The sequence below is a fragment of the Faucicola osloensis genome, assembly GCF_020041925.1.
GTDB classification, from domain to species: Bacteria; Pseudomonadota; Gammaproteobacteria; order Pseudomonadales; family Moraxellaceae; genus Faucicola; species Faucicola osloensis_D.
The window spans coordinates 542248-558437 of sequence record NZ_CP083409.1; the positions used below are offsets into that span (position 1 = coordinate 542248).

Sequence of the window (16190 nt, forward strand, 5' to 3'; positions counted from 1 at the left end):
TATCTTATAGAAACAATGTTTATCAAAACACAGTTTCTTAAAATTTATACAAACAATGCGAGATATCTGATATGGATTTTGATAAATTACTGCAGCTAATGGTACAAAAAAACGGCTCTGACCTTTTTATCACCGCTGATGCGCCACCATCAATGAAAGTCAATGGTACTATCATGCCAGTCACCAAGTCAGCGTTGACCCCAGAGCAATCGATGACGCTGGTCAAAAGCGTGATGACGCCTAGTCAAATCAAAGAATTTGACGAAACCCTCGAATGCCAGTTTGCCATTAGTGACAAACACCAAAACGCCCGCTTTCGTGTCTCTGCCTTTGTCCAAAAAGACTGTGCGGGCATGGTGCTACGTAAAATTGAAACCAAAATTCCGACGGTAGAGCAACTCAATCTACCGCCGATTTTGAATGAAATTGCCATGAAAAAACGCGGTATCGTGCTACTGGTCGGTGCGACGGGTACGGGTAAATCTACCACGCTGGCGGCTATGATGGGGTATCGCAACGAGAATTCGCGCGGTCATATCATTACCATCGAAGACCCGATTGAATACGTCCATGAGCACAAAGGCTGTATCATCACCCAACGCGAAGTTGGCATTGATACCAAGTCATTTGAAGCAGGATTAAAAAATACCCTGCGTCAAGCGCCTGATGTGATTTTGATTGGCGAGATTCGTACCCGCGAAACCATGGATTATGCCATTCAATATGCCGAAACAGGGCACTTGGTGTTTGCCACCCTACACGCCAACAATGCCAACCAAGCGATTGACCGTATCATTCACTTCTTTGAAGCAGAGCATCATGAGCAGATTTTGATGGATTTGTCATTGAACCTTCGAGCCATTGTAGCGCAGCAATTGATTGCCACACCTGATGGCAAAGGTCGCCGCGCTGCGATTGAAATTTTGCTCAATTCGCAACTGATTGGGGATTACATCCGTAAAGGGGAAATCCACGAAATTAAGCCCGTCATGAAACGCTCTCGCGAACTTGGCATGCAAACCTTTGACCAAGCGTTGTTTGATTTGTATGAAAATGGCGAAATCACTTACCGCGATGCCATCAAACACGCTGACTCACCCAATGATTTACGCCTACTCATTAAGCTTGAAAGTAAATCAGCCCATAAAATTGATGAAAATGAACTAAATTTCTCCCTGCAATCTGACGATAATAGCGCAGCAAATGAGAACACAATGTTCTAACAACAGGCTATCGTCTTATAATCACAGCACCTGTGTAACACAAAAAAGGCTCATATTGAGCCTTTTTTTATCTAATCTATACTTTTTCCCAAAATCACCACATCCGCCATAAATCCGTTCATATCACAAACTTGCTTAAACTTGCCCCATGACTCAAATCCTAGCTTACCAAACATCGCAAGGCTCGGTGCATTATGGGCAAAAATTAGCGCAACAACTTGCTGCACGCCACAACTTGGCGCAACTTCGATTAAATAATTGACCAACGCCTTACCCACGCCTTGCCCCTTGGCTTCCTCTGCCACATAGATACTGATTTCAGTACTGATATGATAGGCAGGACGCGCATATAAATCAGATAAACTGCCCCAACCGACGATTTCACCCAAGCTAGTTTCGGAGCTAGTTTCGGAGCGAGTTTGGGCAACCACCAACGGACGATTGCCCGTATGGGCGTCAAACCACGCTTGCCTATCTGCCACACTCACAGGCTGTAAGTCCGCCGTGGCTTGCTTACCTGCGATACTTTGGTTATAAATTTCAACGATGCGCGGTAAATCATCAATCGCAGCTAAGCGAATACTAAGGTTTTGATGCGCTGCAGACATAGCGACTCCAAAATTGAACTAAAAAATGCGGCTAAAATTTGCCGAAAAATCTCATTAGCGCGTATGTTAACAACATTTTTACTTTATAATAAGCGATTTCATAAAATTAATAGTTTGCGATGCTCATGAACGTGATTGACTTATCTGACTGGCTAAAAAGTCCAACCCTATTACCTGATTCGGTACTGACGATTGGTAATTTTGATGGGGTACATTTGGGTCACCAAGCGATGCTGGATAAAGCCAAATCTTTGGCAAAATCTCAGCAACTTGCCAGTATGGTGATGATATTTGAACCACAGCCGCGTGAGTTTTTTAGCCCGCAAACCGCCCCTGCAAGGCTCACCAATTTGGCAGAAAAAACCCAATTGATTGCTGAACACAATATCGATAGCTTGATTGTGGCAAATTTTGATAATGACTTTCGCAATTTATCGGCACACGATTTTGCCAAAATGTTGGTCAAGTTAAACGTGAAGCGTTTGGTATTGGGGGATGATTTTCGCTTTGGGCATGACCGCACTGGCGATAGTGAGTTTTTGCGTGCGTTTGGCTTGCCTGTGCAAATTTTGCATACCGTGACCGACCATGCGCATCAAGATGAGCGTGTCAGCTCAACCCGCATTCGAGACTGTTTGCAACAAGGGGACTTGGCAACCGCAAAGCATCTGCTAGGGCGAGATTATGCGATTACTGGCATGGTGGAACATGGCGATAAAATCGGTCGCACGCTTGATTTTCCCACCGCCAATATTGCGCTAAACCGCATCAAGCCTGCCCTGCATGGGATTTTTGCGGTGTCGGTGACCGCTACCGATGGCACAGATTTATCAACACTGGGGAAAAATAGTCAAACTGGCGTGCAAGGACTCACCAAAGGCAGTTTGTTTGGCGCTTGCAATGTGGGTACTCGCCCTGCGCTAAAAAATAAGTATGGGATAGAATGGCGACTGGAAGTCAATTTTCCAAAGTTTGACGGGGATTTGTACGGCAAAGAACTGACGGTGACGTTTTTGCATTTTTTACATGGGGAAAAAAATTATGCTGGGCTTGACGCATTAAAACAAGGCATTGCCCAAGACGTGGTGGATTTACTTGACTGGCGCGAGCAGCAAGCCTTTGCGAAATCAATCCCTTAATGACTTTGGCGTCTCAGCCTCCACCCTGCTACTTCTAAGCAACATACTAGGCGTACCCAAGCCAGCCAAATTCTCTGATTCGGCAGGGTCAAAAATAACTTGCCTACACTTCCTTATACCCTGCGTTGCCACTTGCCATTAACAGTAGGTAGGGCAACCCTTGTAGGCTGGTGGAAAATTGTATCCTTCCCCAACTATATTTAGCGTTTATAGCTATTTTGGTGAGTGAGATTTTTTTATGACAAGCTTACCAAAATCAAGCATGAGATAAGCCAAACCACGCTTTGTCAATCTGCCAATTTTAACATATAATACCCTGTTATCAATTTTTTACCTTTTGCACTTTTTATAGAATACCGAGAGTTACATGACCGACAACACTGACAATCAGTCAATCGACTATAAAGACACCCTAAACCTTGCCGATACCGTATTTCCCATGCGTGGCGACCTTGCCAAACGCGAACCTAAATGGCTAGAACAATGGTTTGCCGACGATGTGTATGCCCAAATTCGTCGCGCTCGTCAAGGTCGCGAAAAGTATGTATTGCATGATGGCCCTCCCTATGCCAACGGTCAGATTCACTTGGGTCACGTGGTGAATAAAGTGCTCAAAGACATGATTGTCAAATACAAGACGCTTGACGGTTATGACGCGCCGTATGTACCGGGTTGGGATTGTCATGGATTGCCGATTGAGCAAAAGGTAGAAGGCATTATCGGTAAAGTGGGTCAACCCCATAAAGACAAAAGCAAAAACGGTGCCATCGTGACGTCAACCGAGTTTCGCGGCGCTTGCCGTGACTATGCCAAAAGCCAAATTGACCTGCAAATGGTTGACTTTAAACGCTTGGGCGTATTGGGTGACTGGGGAAATCCTTATCTGACCATGAACTTTAAGCAAGAAGCTGATACCGTCCGTGCATTGGCAGAAATCTACAAAAACGGTCATATCACTCGTGGTATGAAGCCGGTGAATTGGTGTTTGGATTGTGGTTCGGCGCTCGCAGAAGCGGAAGTGGAATATGAAGATAAAAAATCCGATGCGATTTATGTCGGTTTTGATATCGTCAACCGTGAGGCGTTAGCGGCAACTAAAGCGATTGAAGGCGCTTTGCAGGCGGTGATTTGGACCACTACGCCTTGGACGTTGCCTGCCAATCAGGCGATTACCGCAAGCTCTGAGCTAGAATATTCCGTGGTAAAAGTGACGTTTAACAAACAAGCATTTGCTATTCCTACCACGCTTGACACGCCTAATTATTTACTTCGCCGTTTAACCAAAGACGATAAAACCGCTTTACAGGCAAGTGCATCTGACCCTTTGATTTGGGAAATGTTGCCGGAAAAACGCCACGAACCTGCCGTATTTGAGCCGTATTTCAAAAAAGCCCTTGAACAAAAAGCCTTTGCGATTGTCGATAAAAAAACCAATAACATTATCGGCACAACCCGTTTTTATGATGATAATATTGAAGAAAATTCGATTGCGATTGGCTATACCTTTTTGACCCGTGAGTATTGGGGATCAGGGGCAAATGCTGAAATTAAATCGGCTATGCTAAACCACGCCCAACCGCAGCGAGAAACGATTTGGTTTCATGTTGCCCCTGATAATCAGCGTTCTGCCAAAGCGTTAGAAAAAATTGGCGCAACTTATCAAAAAACCGCTGACAACGGTTTGGGCGAGCGCTTGTTTTATCAAATAGCAGGCGAAAAACAACAGGCAAGAATCAGCCATTTGATTGTCGCTTATAATTTAGTTGCGCATTTAATGAGTGTGTTTAACGCCAAAGAATACAGTGTGTTGGCAACCGTGAAAGGCGATGCGTTAACCGTACTTAAAGCGCAGCATCCACTGATTGCCGAGCGCCAAGTGCCGATTATCACAGGCGACCACGTGACGGCAGATAGCGGTACGGGTTTGGTACACACTGCGCCCGCGCACGGCGTCGATGACTATATGGTCGGTCAAAAATTTCACTTGCCTACCGAAAACCCAGTCGCAGGTAACGGCGTGTATTTGCCTGAAGCCAAAGTTTTTGTCGGCGAGCATATTTATAAAGCGCAACCAAAAATTATCGAAACGCTCAAAGCCAGTGGCCATTTACTCAAGCATGACGTGATTACTCACAGCTATCCGCATTGCTGGCGACACAAAACGCCGATTATTTTCCGTTCAACGCCCCAATGGTTTATCAACATGGAAAGCCAAGGTCTGCGTGAGCAAGCGTTGACCGATATTCCAAAGGTCGTATGGACGCCAAGTTGGGGACAAAATCGCATCGAATCGATGATGCATGGTCGCCCAGATTGGTGTATTAGCCGCCAACGTACTTGGGGCGTGCCGATTGCCTTTTTTATCCACAAAGACACGGGCGATTTGCACCCAAATACGACCGAGCTGATGGAAAAAGTCGCGCAAGTGATTGAGCAAGGTGGTGTGGAAGCGTGGTTTGATGCTGCGGCTGAAGACTTTATCGGGGATGATGCTAAAGCGTATCAAAAATCGACCGATACGCTAGATGTGTGGTTTGACTCAGGGTCGACCAATTTTGCCGTGCTTGCCAATCGTCCTGACTTAGCCAATCCTGCGGATTTATACCTTGAAGGCTCTGACCAACATCGTGGTTGGTTTCAGTCGTCGCTTTTGGTGAGTGAAGCGATTTATGGTCGTCCACCGTACAAGCAAGTGTTGACGCACGGGTTTACCGTAGATGCCAAAGGCTATAAATTATCAAAATCCAAAGGCAATACCAAAGGCTTTGAGCCGCAAGAACTTGCTAATAAATATGGTATTGATATCGTGCGTCTATGGGTCGGCTCCAGTGACTACCGTTACGAGATGGCAGTATCGACTGAAGGCTTTGCGCGCACCACCGATATGTATCGCCGTATTCGTAACACCATTCGTTTTTTACTGGCGAATACAGACGACTTTGACCCAGCCACCGACATGGTGGATGCCAATACCCTAGTCAGCCTTGACAAGTACATTTTAAAACGCGCTGAGGCGGTACAAGCTGACATTCGCCAATCTTATACCAACATGGATTTTCACCAAGTGTGTCAAGCGGTGGTGGGGTTTTGTTCACAAGATTTGGGCGGTTTTTATTTAGATATCATCAAAGACCGTCAATACACCACCAAAGCCAATGGTAAAGCGCGCCGCTCAGCACAAACTGCAATTTATCATATTGCCCATGCGTTACTGCGCTGGATTGCACCGATTTTATCGTTTACCGCACAAGAAGCCTGGGAAATCTTAAAAGGGACGCATACAAGCAATGGCAATGGCTACATCTTTACCGAAGAATGGTATGAATTCCCACCAGTGGTATTAGATGACGTGAGCGAATCGGATTGGCAAGCGATTTTGAATGTCAAAGAAACCGTCAACAAAGCCTATGAAATTGCGCGCACCGACAAAGTGATTAATGCCAATTTGTCAGCCGATGTCACGGTATTCGCCCCAGACAGCACCGTCCAATCACTTAACAAACTGGGTGATGAGCTCAAATTTGTGTTGATTTCAAGTCAAGCAAGCGTAAAACCATTCGCCGAAAAACCAAGCAATGTGACCTATACCGATGAAGACAGCCAAGTTGCGGTAGTGGTCAAGCCTGCTACGGGTGAAAAATGTATCCGCTGTTGGCACATTCGCGAAGATATCGGCATCAATCCTGCCCATCCAGAAATCTGTGGCCGCTGCGCCGAGAATGTCGAAGGTCAAGGCGAGGTGCGTCATTATGCCTAATACACAGGTAACGACTGCTGCCACTCATTCATCCACTACCCCACCCATCAACGGCAACAAAGCCATGATGTGGTATGGTATTGCGGTTTTGGCAATAATTATCGACCAACTCACCAAGTTGTACTTTGAGCACAACTACCAGCTGTATCAAACCACGCCGATTATTGAGCCGATTTTTAACTTTACCCTTGGTCACAACTATGGCGCGGCGTTTAGTTTTTTGGCAGATAAAGGCGGCTGGCAAAAATGGCTGTTTAGCGGACTGGCACTGGCTGTTTCCCTTGGTATCATGGCGTATCTACGCAAAATACCCCAACAAGCCAAATTATTGGCTTTGGGCTTGTCATTGGTGCTGGCGGGCGCTTTGGGCAATTTGATTGATCGGGTGCGTCTAGGCTATGTGATTGACTTCTTGCATGTGCACTATGGCAATGCGTGGCATTTCCCGATTTTTAATACAGCTGATGTGGCGATTAATATTGGCGTTGCATTGATTTTAATCGATGCGTTTTTATTAGAATCCAAACGTAAAACCCTTTAATTTTTAGATGGATGAACAACCGCATGAATCATGACATTATTACGCCAAACGAACAAACCCGCATCACTCAAGACTCAACCGTTGATTTGCATTTTGAGGTCAGCTTAGAAAATGGCACCGTCATCGACTCAACCTTTGAGCGTGGCGAACCTGTTCGCTTGGTGGTGGGTGATGGCAGTCTGCTTGAAGGGTTTGAGAAGGTACTTATCAACTTGACAGCGGGTGACACGCGCACCGCATCGCTATCGCCTGAAGAAGCGTTTGGTGAGTGGAACCCTGACAACGTACAGACTTTTAGTCATGCGCAGTTTGCCGTGACGGGCAATCTGCCTGAAGTCGGCACCATGATGGAATTTGAAGACAAAGGCAAAACCACGCTCGTGGGTGTGGTGAGTGAGGTCACTGCAGACGCCATCAAAGTGGATTTTAATCATCCATTGGCAGGTCAAAATATACTGTTTAAAGTGCAGATTTTTAGAGTGACCCCCAAAGATAGTAAAGGTATCACACTAAGCTGATATTCAACTGGCATTAAACTGACCTTAAGCTGAATGGAAGCTTTCAATAAAAAACCACTGACAATAAAAAACCGCTGATTAACTCTCAGCGGTTTTTTACAGTCTATCAATTAACCGTTTGGGTGTCATCGTCTGCCGCATCACCTTGTTTAGCGTCTGATTGTTGTGCCAGTGTTGCACGCTGCTCAAACCGTTCGCCCGTCGCTTTAATACCCCACACCAATTCCACAAAAGCGCGGTTATTGATGAGCGGCTCATCTTCGATAATCAAGAAATAGCCCGTTTTATTGATCCATAAAAACACAATACTGGTATTGGGCATTAGCATATCAATACTGGTAAAAAATGACACCCCATAGCCATGTACCGCCCAACCACGCTGCTGTTGGCGTTCTAAAAAGCCATAAAAATCGGCGGCGGCTACCGACAGCGTCTCTGCTTCTTGCTGGGTAAAGCCCATTTTTGCTAGACAAAAGCCTTCATCTGACGCAATTACGACACGGCGACTACCCGATAGACTCGCTGCTACATATTTTAAGAAATTATCCAGCTGCACGTGCGGAGCGACCACCCGCTTTTCAATGGTCTCAATCCACCCTTCTTCGATAAACATATCTAGCCAAGTGTCACTATAACGCTCACCCCATTCCCGCGCTGTCATACTTTGTTCAGGTGCAAGCACCGCTTGCAAGGCTAGTTGCTGCTCTGAGGGATTGGCGCTTGAAAAACCATGCAATACCCCGGCAGGCGTTAAAATTACATAGGTGTCGTTTTGTTCTGGCATGGTGTTTTCCTTAAATTTTATAGACGGCAAAGGTAATGTTGTATGATAGCGTTGGTGAATGCAAAAGCTCATTCATCAATTGGGTTACTAATTTATCGGTTGGGCTGCTAAATTATCGAGTCGGTTAAGGTTAAGCAGCTTGCTTGGCAAAATATTCTTTGGTCTCAAGCCATTTGTCATTAAAGTCCCATTTGTTTTTTGACATTTCCCACCAAACCATACTAAATGCCAATCGGTCATGACAAACAAGACAATGGTTAAAGAATTCTTCTTCGATTTCGGCAATTTGCTCGGCTTGGTCTTCAGGGTCGTCGTCTTCCATGATATCTAATAACGCAGCAATCGTCGTTTGTGCCACTACTTTTGAGTCATCGGTGGACACACGTAGTTGGTGTTGATAAGTGACTATTGAAGGCGATACCAATACGCTCCAGCGCGTGGCAAGATTGCTGACTTTAAACACATACTCACCATGATTGACGCATTGGTCAAACCCCTGTAGCAGCGTTGGCGTTAGTTTTTCTCTAACTTGGTTGAGCATACGGTCACCAAAATAGGGCACGTCAAACCAACAACCATAAAACATATCGGCTAAAGCACCTTGCAACGGCTCTTTTTCATCAAGCTCCATCGCTGCCATGATGCGACTGGTGTGGATATCCATGTTCATCGGTTGGTCAATTACTTGTCGACTATAGAGACGAAAACTAAGCCAATGTTTTTGAAATTTTCTACGATTACGATTCGACAATGAATACATGCTGATTCCTCAAAAAATTAGCCTAATTATATAAAAAGTTATGTGACAAGGGTGAGGTATTAATGACTAGCGCTGTGAAAAACTGCCGCATTTATCCCCTACTATACTATTAAACCCGATTGCAATCAAAACGCTTCAGCATAAAAAAAGCGCAATTCCATCTAAACATGAATTGCGCTGTTGGGCAAGATGACAAGCTTGACCGATTAATCCAATAAGGTATCCATTAAATCAATCATAAACTCGCCGTCTTCTTGGGTCATCGGCTCAAAACCGTCGCTCATCCCCAATTCTTGTAAGACTTGTTCGCCCTCTGCGGTGTCCTTTAAGCTTAATAAGGCATCGATAAATGGCTCACTGTCGGCAAAACTCTCTTTAACCAGTAACACATGGCTGATATCGCTCAAATCACTTTCAATCAATACCTGCATCTGCGATAAAGTCAAGCGTGACAAGCTATGATAAACTTCTGATAAAAAGAATGCGGCATCGGCTTCGCCTTTAATCAAATTACGCGCAGCGGCTTGGTAAGTCTCGGTAACTTTCCAAGTAATGTCCGTTTCTAACAAATCCACGGCTTCTAGCAGACGAAGCCCAATCAATTTGACATCACGGTTGTCTGCCATGGCAATGGTGCCGCCTGCTTTTAAATCATCAAGTGCTGCAATGCCACTGTCGGCTTTTGCAGCAATCACCATTTCATCAGATTTGCCCAGTGGACGCGCCACCGCGCGATAACCTTGCTCCCGAATCATTGTCGCTGCGTCAAAGGGATTGGCATAGATAATATCCACGTTTTGGGCTTGGATTAAGTCGTTTTGTTCATGCGCAGACGCGGGTGTCAGTAAGTGAATGTGAATACCGGATTTTTTTTGTAGCAGTGTATTGAGCATATGCCACCCTGCAAAACGCTCAGGCGCGAAGTCAGGCGCAATGAGTAAATTAATTGTCATTAGGCTTGCTCCTCTAGCATTTTGCGATACAGTGCTTCAGCTTGCGCGATTTTGCTGCGTGATGGTTTGCGTCGTACCGAGGTATAGCCAACCGTTTCGCCATGGCGGATATTGGGCACAGCTGTCGCATACACCCAGTAATAGCTACCATCTTTGCACAAGTTTTTGACATAGCCATGCCATTTTTTGCCCGCTTCGACTGTTTGCCACAAGTCTTTAAAGGCGGCTTTTGGCATTTGTGGATGTCGCAAAATATGATGCGGCGCGCCAATTAATTCATCACGGCTATAGCCACTGATATCCACGAAGGCGTCATTGGCGTGGGTGATAATGCCATCTAAATCCACGCGTGAAACGATAAGTTTGCCATCGGGGTAAGGTAGCTCGTTTTCGGTGGTATAAACGACACGACTTAAGCCATCTGAGTAAGTCAGACGATGCGCTGTGGCACCGCCAGCAGGTTGGTCCATATCGGGTAATTGTACGGATTTCATTACCTCTCCTTATAAATTTTTGATGGATAAATTTTTGATTGAGTCACGGTTGCTAATATTAGTGATTGGCTGACAAAGTTAAACTGTTTGTAAGTTTTAGATAAGTTTTGATAAGGCTTCAGCCGCACGCTTCATATCCAAGAACACTAGACCCAATTTAGCATTTGGTTTGGTCAAAATGGTCAATACCGCTTCTGTACCCGATGCCGACATAATCACATAGCCTTTTTCGCCTTGCACCATAACGCGCTCGATACTGCCACGCGCTAGTTCTCGACCTGCACGGTCACCCAGTGATAGTAGCGCCGCTGACATCGCACCGACACGGTCTTCATCAATGCCTGATGGCAAGGCTGACGCAATCATCAAACCATCGGTTGAAATCAGCGCAGAGGCTTCTACATCCGCTGAAGAGCTGTTTAGGTCATTTAAGATTTGTTGGAACATATCGGTACGCATATCAAGAACCTTTTTAGTAAACAAATTTAGAGGGTCAGTGAAAAATTTAGGGGTTAATGAACAAATTTACCGGTCAAAATACCCACAAGCTTGCACTCATCCAATCGGTATTAAACTCACTCGTCATTGTGGCGGGCAGAGTGTAAAAATAATGGTGCAAAAATAATCGTATAAAAATAACCGTGCTCAAATAGATGACAAACGTTGTCCAGTGACGGTTTGATTAAGCGTCGCTCATGGGTAATTGATGCGGGTTAACAGTTTAGACGCTGTAGCGACTATTTAATCGCAAGTGATTGTCATATAACGTTTTGTTGCGCATATGATAACAGATTTGATGAAATTTTTACATTTTATTACAATACAATGAGACTGAAAAAATTTTAGTGAGCGTCTGTGATATTCACATAATAAAAAAAAGCCAAGGCGATGTCAGCTTGGCTTTATAGTTAACAATAACCGTAACGATTAAGGCTGTTTAGCGTGAAGCACTTGTTGGTGCAAACGCGCCAGTCCATCCACCATGCGCTGCTGCAAGATAGCGGTAATTTCATTTCGGGTTTTACCCGTAGGGTCAATGGCTGCTAATGGCAACACATAGGCTTTGGCAGGGCGGTTATCAAGGACACGTTTGACGCTATCTATCAACCCAATATCGCCATAATACGGAATGTTTTGGTCAAGTTCGCCATCTTGGTTGACATAGCAAATCACAATCGGTTGAATGAGCACTTGGCTGTCCATCGCAGACTGCAACAAGTTGCCATAAATACGTTTAATCGCTGTACCGTCTGTGGTCGTCGCTTCTGGGAAGAAAACCACGGGTGAGCCTTGTGATAAAAACTCACTCATCTGCTCACTGATTTTACTAGTATCGCCTGAACCGCGCTGGATAAATAAAGTGTGGGCGGTGGTCGCCATCCAGCCAATCACCGGCCAATTCGCGATTTCCGCTTTGGACAAAAAGAAGGTCGGTACAATACTACCCACCACAGGGATATCTAGCCAAGAGATATGGTTGCTCGCCCATAGCGCGTGATGCGTCGGTATTGGCTCAAGTGCAGTCACCTCAATACCTAACGCTTTGAGCGATTTTTTACAAAATTTTTGAATCAGTTGGATGATTTGCTGATTATCGGGATTTGGTGTGTGGCTAATCTGCCACGCATAGCCTACCCCTGTTTGAATCGCTGCCATTAAATTCACAACGCGCTTGCTGCGTTGCCACTGGGTCGCCAAATTCTTTTTACTATAGGTAGCAGGTTGTCGCAGTTGTTTTGCTGTTTCGCTAAGTAGGCTACTGATCGTCAACGCCGATGGCGCGGTTTTATGGTTAGATTTTTGCATAAGGTAAATATGTGAGTGAAAAATTGTGGATGTAGTATAGCAAATTATTGGGCACACGGCTTACTGCGTCTGTTTGAGTTTTAGCAATAACCCAATAGCAATCACTAAGTAACAATAACCGAGTAATAATAACCGACTAATAATAACTAAGTATCAATCACTCAATAACAGTGACCAAACCCGGTTTATCTTGGTTAAGATTAGCACTTTTGCCTTTATCAATAAACAAGTTAGTGCAAATAGTGCTGATAGCGCGGTTTGACTTGTTCAAACGGCAACCAAACAAACACATCAGCACAGTCAAACTCAGGGTCATAACAAGCCGCTGCGCCAACACTACAGCCCATTTTGACGTACATTTTTAACAGTGCTGGCAAGGCAAAATTTTGCGGATTCGCCAAGTCCACATCAGCCACTTGCGCCAAATCGATAGCGGATAATTTGTCTTCTGGCAATTTACGGGTCACTTTGACATCTAGCTTGGTACTATCAAGCTGATGATCTAACCAGTTTTGCACATTGCTCTCTTCCATCGGAACTGAGGCACAGCCCATAAACGCATTGACATTGTAAGCTTTGGCAACTGCCGCGATGGATTCCCACAGATGATTAATCGTGGTAATACCTCGGTAATCTGGGTGCACACAGGTGCGACCGATTTCTAGCACATTATACGGGTAATCATCGAGCAAGCGACCCAGCCTAAACTCATGCTCGCTATAAAACTGCCCAGCTTTTATCGCGCCGTTTTTATCCAATAATCGGGTGGTTGCCACCGCGAGTGGTTGCCCAAAGCTATCTTGCCGAGTTTCGTCATACACCACCACATGGGTACAATAATTATCAAAATCATCCCGATCTAGCGGCTGCTCTGAGCTTGGATGAAATCCCGCAAAACTTACTGAAAACGCTTGGGTAAAGGTCAAAGTACGTAGGCGCTGGGCATTGAGTAAATGCTGCTCGTTTTGTAGCGAAAACTTATCCTCACTCACGTTAATCATCACTGACTTAAATAACGGGCGATGACGCGCACTTGTGCGGCTAAGCGTTGGCTTCACCAGCGGTGCTAGGGTCTCGACCACAGCCATATCAGCAAAATTATGTGCCAGCAACTGCGCAATTAACTGGGTATTAAAAAGACTATCAACAGGATAAGTGGCGATATCTTCGTATAATTTGGCGCCGTTATTTTGTGCTACAAAATTAGTTTGTTCTACAAAATCAGTCATCTTACTGTTACCTATGGTGGTTTTTGCTATGGCATTAGCCAGCTGCTGAGCGAAAAATGCCTTAGCTTGTCACTGACTCATTCTCAACGCTACAAAGTCGCCATCATCCGATTTGATAGTAGTCTGCATGAGGTCAGTATGCGTGACACCCGTGTCGTTTCAATGACGTTTTCATGGCAAAACCATGACCAAACCTGCGCCTTTACCCCCGTTTTAAGTTACTAATTGTAAATTTGATTAAAAGTTCTGCAAAAAAACCTTATATTGATATGCATAATCCATCTATCGTGTCTAGCGCTTTTCTAATGCGGCTATCGACTATTTAAGCGAATGTTTAACTTAATAGACTTAAATAGTAATAGTACACTTATAAATAGACACATTTTTACACTCACAACGAAAGGATAAATCATTGGAGTATTTTGAGCGTTATGAAGGTGGTGAAAAAGCCATCTTAGTCCATTTAAATATTACCCATCTCAATGACCCAGACGATTTGGAAGAATTTGAATTGTTGGTGGATTCGGCAGGGGCACAAAAACAAGCCTTGGTCACAGGTACGCGGTCTAAGCCTGACGCCAAATACTTTGTGGGTACGGGTAAAGCCGAAGAAATCGGGGAACTTGTCAAGCAATATGAGGCAGATATTGTCATTTTTAACCATAGTTTGACCCCATCGCAGGAGCGCAATATTGAGCGCTTGGTGCAGTGCCGTGTGCTTGATAGAACGGGTCTTATCTTGGATATTTTTGCCCAGCGTGCGCGAACCTACGAAGGTAAACTGCAAGTTGAACTTGCCCAGCTTAATCACTTAGCGACTCGCTTGGTACGCGGCTGGACGCACTTGGAGCGCCAAAAAGGCGGTATTGGTCTGCGCGGTCCAGGCGAAACCCAGCTTGAAACCGATAGACGCTTGTTACAGGTGCGTGTCGGGCAACTCAAAGCCAAGCTTGATAAGGTCAAACAAACCCGCGCACAAGGTCGTGCCAAACGCCAAAAATCCTCGGTGCCGACAATTTCACTGGTCGGTTATACCAATGCGGGTAAATCAACCTTATTTAATACCCTGACCCATGAAAATATCTATGCCGCCAATCAGCTATTTGCGACGCTTGACCCGACGCTACGGAGTGTGTCATGGTCGGGCGTGGGTAAGGTGGTACTTGTCGACACGGTCGGTTTTGTTCGCCATTTGCCGCATGAGCTAGTGGAAGCATTTCATGCCACGCTAGAAGAAACCTTAGAGGCAGATTTGTTACTGCATGTTATTGATAGTCACCGTGAAGACATGCATGAGCAAATCGCCGCGGTACAATCCGTGTTAGCGGAAATTGATAATCAAGTGCCTGTGCTAAATGTGTTTAATAAAATTGATCTCACAGGTGAACCGCCACATATCGGTTATAGTGATAAAGCCAAGCCCAATCGGGTGTATGTCTCTGCCCATGAGCAATTAGGTATCGAGCAACTTACCCTTGCCGTGCAGCAGTTATTGGTGGGTCAATTACAGCGGTTTGAATTAACCTTACCGGCCAATTTTGGACAATTGCAACACGAACTGCATAAGTTAGAAGTGATTGAAGACCTCAGCTACGATGAAACGGGTCAAACCAAACTGACTGCAATGATGTCGGTGGACAAGCTTAAGCAGTTGTTGGGTGAATTTGGTATCGCACCTGAAGAAGTATTGCCGCAAGCACAAGCCAAACTGCTTGCGCCAGTGCTTGAGCCATTTGAACAACTACTACAGCTGCCATTGGATACCGTCAACGAGACATAACTTGTTATCTATTTAACAATATAATAATAGTAGACCTGCATCAAAATTTAAGTTGATGCAGGTTTTTTTTGGCTAAATAAATGACCGTAAAGTCCGATAAACTGCGCCTATTGACTATAAGTTGGTTAAATCTTAAAAATATATTCGTCAATTTGTCATTCTTTTGTCATGTCGCCCATTACGCTATCAGATTTTCTTCAGTTATTTTGAGGGTTATTTGAGTTTATTTTTTATCAATATCAATAATTTAGGTTATTTTCCCCAATTTATGTGGATAACCATGTGGATAACTTATGACTTGACAACAATAAACCGCATATCACTATAGGTTATCTCTAAATTGGTTATTTTTTAACCAATTATTTTAGTTATATAAATCATAGAGTTATAGTTTTTTGCAAAGTGCAAGCAAAAAATTTTACTTTTTTTTTTAAGTTTTAAGGCTTGAAAATTTGATAATTTTTATGGCTAAAAATTTTGAACCCTTGTCTTTCTAATCCTTCGTATCCAGCCCAAAAGTTCTACAAGTTTTTTGGCAATTGATTCCCTTTTTTCCCCTTATCTGATTTTTTGTAAACTTTAACCAGTTTTTGACAGA

General features: G+C 44.5%; 15 protein-coding genes. 7 read left to right on the top strand and 8 right to left on the bottom strand.

Annotated features, from left to right (window positions below; all coding sequences use genetic code 11):
- Window positions 1-71 precede the first annotated feature (71 nt).
- The gene (locus tag LAJ61_RS02340) at window positions 72-1223 is read left to right on the top strand and encodes a PilT/PilU family type 4a pilus ATPase (RefSeq protein WP_224054328.1); all 1152 of its coding nucleotides are present in this window, start codon (window positions 72-74) and stop codon (window positions 1221-1223) included.
- 71 nt (window positions 1224-1294) lie between these two features.
- Here the strand turns inward: LAJ61_RS02340 and LAJ61_RS02345 are convergent, their stop codons facing one another.
- A complete protein-coding gene (locus LAJ61_RS02345; RefSeq protein WP_224054329.1) occupies window positions 1295-1831 on the bottom strand; it encodes a GNAT family N-acetyltransferase in 537 nt (178 codons plus the stop codon).
- Window positions 1832-1956: 125 nt separating this feature from the next.
- Between LAJ61_RS02345 and ribF the strand changes: the two genes are divergently transcribed.
- From ribF to fkpB, 4 genes are all read left to right on the top strand, one after another.
- Window positions 1957-2970 carry a riboflavin biosynthesis protein RibF gene (gene ribF / locus LAJ61_RS02350; protein WP_224054330.1) on the top strand — a complete coding sequence of 338 codons (1014 nt, stop codon included), beginning with the start codon at window positions 1957-1959 and terminating at the stop codon, window positions 2968-2970.
- A 439-nt stretch (window positions 2971-3409) separates the two neighbouring features.
- Window positions 3410-6727, top strand: coding sequence for an isoleucine--tRNA ligase, N-acetyltransferase domain-containing (gene ileS, locus LAJ61_RS02355; RefSeq protein ID WP_310586031.1), 3318 nt, complete (start codon window positions 3410-3412; stop codon window positions 6725-6727).
- Window positions 6720-7268, top strand: a complete 549-nt coding sequence (lspA, locus tag LAJ61_RS02360; RefSeq protein WP_224054332.1) for a signal peptidase II — start codon at window positions 6720-6722, stop codon at window positions 7266-7268. Before ileS ends, lspA begins: the two co-directional genes overlap by 8 nt.
- Window positions 7269-7291: 23 nt before the next feature.
- Window positions 7292-7786, top strand: a complete 495-nt coding sequence (fkpB, locus tag LAJ61_RS02365) for an FKBP-type peptidyl-prolyl cis-trans isomerase (RefSeq protein ID WP_224054333.1) — start codon at window positions 7292-7294, stop codon at window positions 7784-7786.
- A gap of 106 nt (window positions 7787-7892) precedes the next feature.
- On the opposite strand, the gene LAJ61_RS02370 is transcribed toward fkpB, so the two are convergent.
- The 7 genes from LAJ61_RS02370 to LAJ61_RS02400 form a co-directional block, all read right to left on the bottom strand.
- A complete protein-coding gene (locus LAJ61_RS02370) occupies window positions 7893-8570 on the bottom strand; it encodes a hypothetical protein (protein ID WP_224054334.1) in 678 nt (225 codons plus the stop codon).
- A 130-nt stretch (window positions 8571-8700) separates the two neighbouring features.
- A complete protein-coding gene (locus tag LAJ61_RS02375; protein WP_224054335.1) occupies window positions 8701-9330 on the bottom strand; it encodes a hypothetical protein in 630 nt (209 codons plus the stop codon).
- Between the two features lie 206 nt (window positions 9331-9536).
- Entirely contained in the window at window positions 9537-10283 is a 747-nt protein-coding gene (locus tag LAJ61_RS02380; RefSeq protein WP_224054336.1) for a phosphate/phosphite/phosphonate ABC transporter substrate-binding protein, read from the bottom strand.
- Window positions 10283-10777: a PAS domain-containing protein gene (locus tag LAJ61_RS02385; RefSeq protein ID WP_219331609.1), complete on the bottom strand. Its 495-nt coding sequence runs from the start codon at window positions 10775-10777 to the stop codon at window positions 10283-10285. The genes LAJ61_RS02380 and LAJ61_RS02385 overlap by 1 nt, the downstream gene beginning before the upstream one ends.
- 96 nt (window positions 10778-10873) lie before the next feature.
- Window positions 10874-11236 carry a roadblock/LC7 domain-containing protein gene (locus LAJ61_RS02390; RefSeq protein WP_224054337.1) on the bottom strand — a complete coding sequence of 121 codons (363 nt, stop codon included), beginning with the start codon at window positions 11234-11236 and terminating at the stop codon, window positions 10874-10876.
- A gap of 468 nt (window positions 11237-11704) precedes the next feature.
- Entirely contained in the window at window positions 11705-12583 is an 879-nt protein-coding gene (locus tag LAJ61_RS02395; RefSeq protein ID WP_224054338.1) for a lysophospholipid acyltransferase family protein, read from the bottom strand.
- A gap of 230 nt (window positions 12584-12813) precedes the next feature.
- Window positions 12814-13812 carry a GNAT family N-acetyltransferase gene (locus tag LAJ61_RS02400; RefSeq protein WP_224054339.1) on the bottom strand — a complete coding sequence of 333 codons (999 nt, stop codon included), beginning with the start codon at window positions 13810-13812 and terminating at the stop codon, window positions 12814-12816.
- Between the two features lie 66 nt (window positions 13813-13878).
- On the opposite strand from LAJ61_RS02400, the gene LAJ61_RS02405 reads away from it, so the two are divergent.
- Entirely contained in the window at window positions 13879-14037 is a 159-nt protein-coding gene (locus LAJ61_RS02405; protein WP_159375139.1) for a hypothetical protein, read from the top strand.
- A 187-nt stretch (window positions 14038-14224) separates the two neighbouring features.
- Window positions 14225-15592 carry a ribosome rescue GTPase HflX gene (hflX, locus tag LAJ61_RS02410; protein ID WP_224054340.1) on the top strand — a complete coding sequence of 456 codons (1368 nt, stop codon included), beginning with the start codon at window positions 14225-14227 and terminating at the stop codon, window positions 15590-15592.
- Window positions 15593-16190 lie beyond the last annotated feature (598 nt).

Excerpts from the sequence above, each read along its gene's own strand:
- LAJ61_RS02340 (WP_224054328.1), top strand. The coding sequence starts at position 72 with ATGGATTTTGATAAATTACTGCAGCTAATGGTACAAAAAAACGGCTCT.
- LAJ61_RS02345 (WP_224054329.1), bottom strand. The coding sequence starts at position 1,831 with ATGTCTGCAGCGCATCAAAACCTTAGTATTCGCTTAGCTGCGATTGAT.
- ribF (WP_224054330.1), top strand. The coding sequence starts at position 1,957 with ATGAACGTGATTGACTTATCTGACTGGCTAAAAAGTCCAACCCTATTA.
- ileS (WP_310586031.1), top strand. The coding sequence starts at position 3,410 with ATGCGTGGCGACCTTGCCAAACGCGAACCTAAATGGCTAGAACAATGG.
- lspA (WP_224054332.1), top strand. The coding sequence starts at position 6,720 with ATGCCTAATACACAGGTAACGACTGCTGCCACTCATTCATCCACTACC.
- fkpB (WP_224054333.1), top strand. The coding sequence starts at position 7,292 with ATGAATCATGACATTATTACGCCAAACGAACAAACCCGCATCACTCAA.
- LAJ61_RS02370 (WP_224054334.1), bottom strand. The coding sequence starts at position 8,570 with ATGCCAGAACAAAACGACACCTATGTAATTTTAACGCCTGCCGGGGTA.
- LAJ61_RS02375 (WP_224054335.1), bottom strand. The coding sequence starts at position 9,330 with ATGTATTCATTGTCGAATCGTAATCGTAGAAAATTTCAAAAACATTGG.
- LAJ61_RS02380 (WP_224054336.1), bottom strand. The coding sequence starts at position 10,283 with ATGACAATTAATTTACTCATTGCGCCTGACTTCGCGCCTGAGCGTTTT.
- LAJ61_RS02385 (WP_219331609.1), bottom strand. The coding sequence starts at position 10,777 with ATGAAATCCGTACAATTACCCGATATGGACCAACCTGCTGGCGGTGCC.
- LAJ61_RS02390 (WP_224054337.1), bottom strand. The coding sequence starts at position 11,236 with ATGCGTACCGATATGTTCCAACAAATCTTAAATGACCTAAACAGCTCT.
- LAJ61_RS02395 (WP_224054338.1), bottom strand. The coding sequence starts at position 12,583 with ATGCAAAAATCTAACCATAAAACCGCGCCATCGGCGTTGACGATCAGT.
- LAJ61_RS02400 (WP_224054339.1), bottom strand. The coding sequence starts at position 13,812 with ATGACTGATTTTGTAGAACAAACTAATTTTGTAGCACAAAATAACGGC.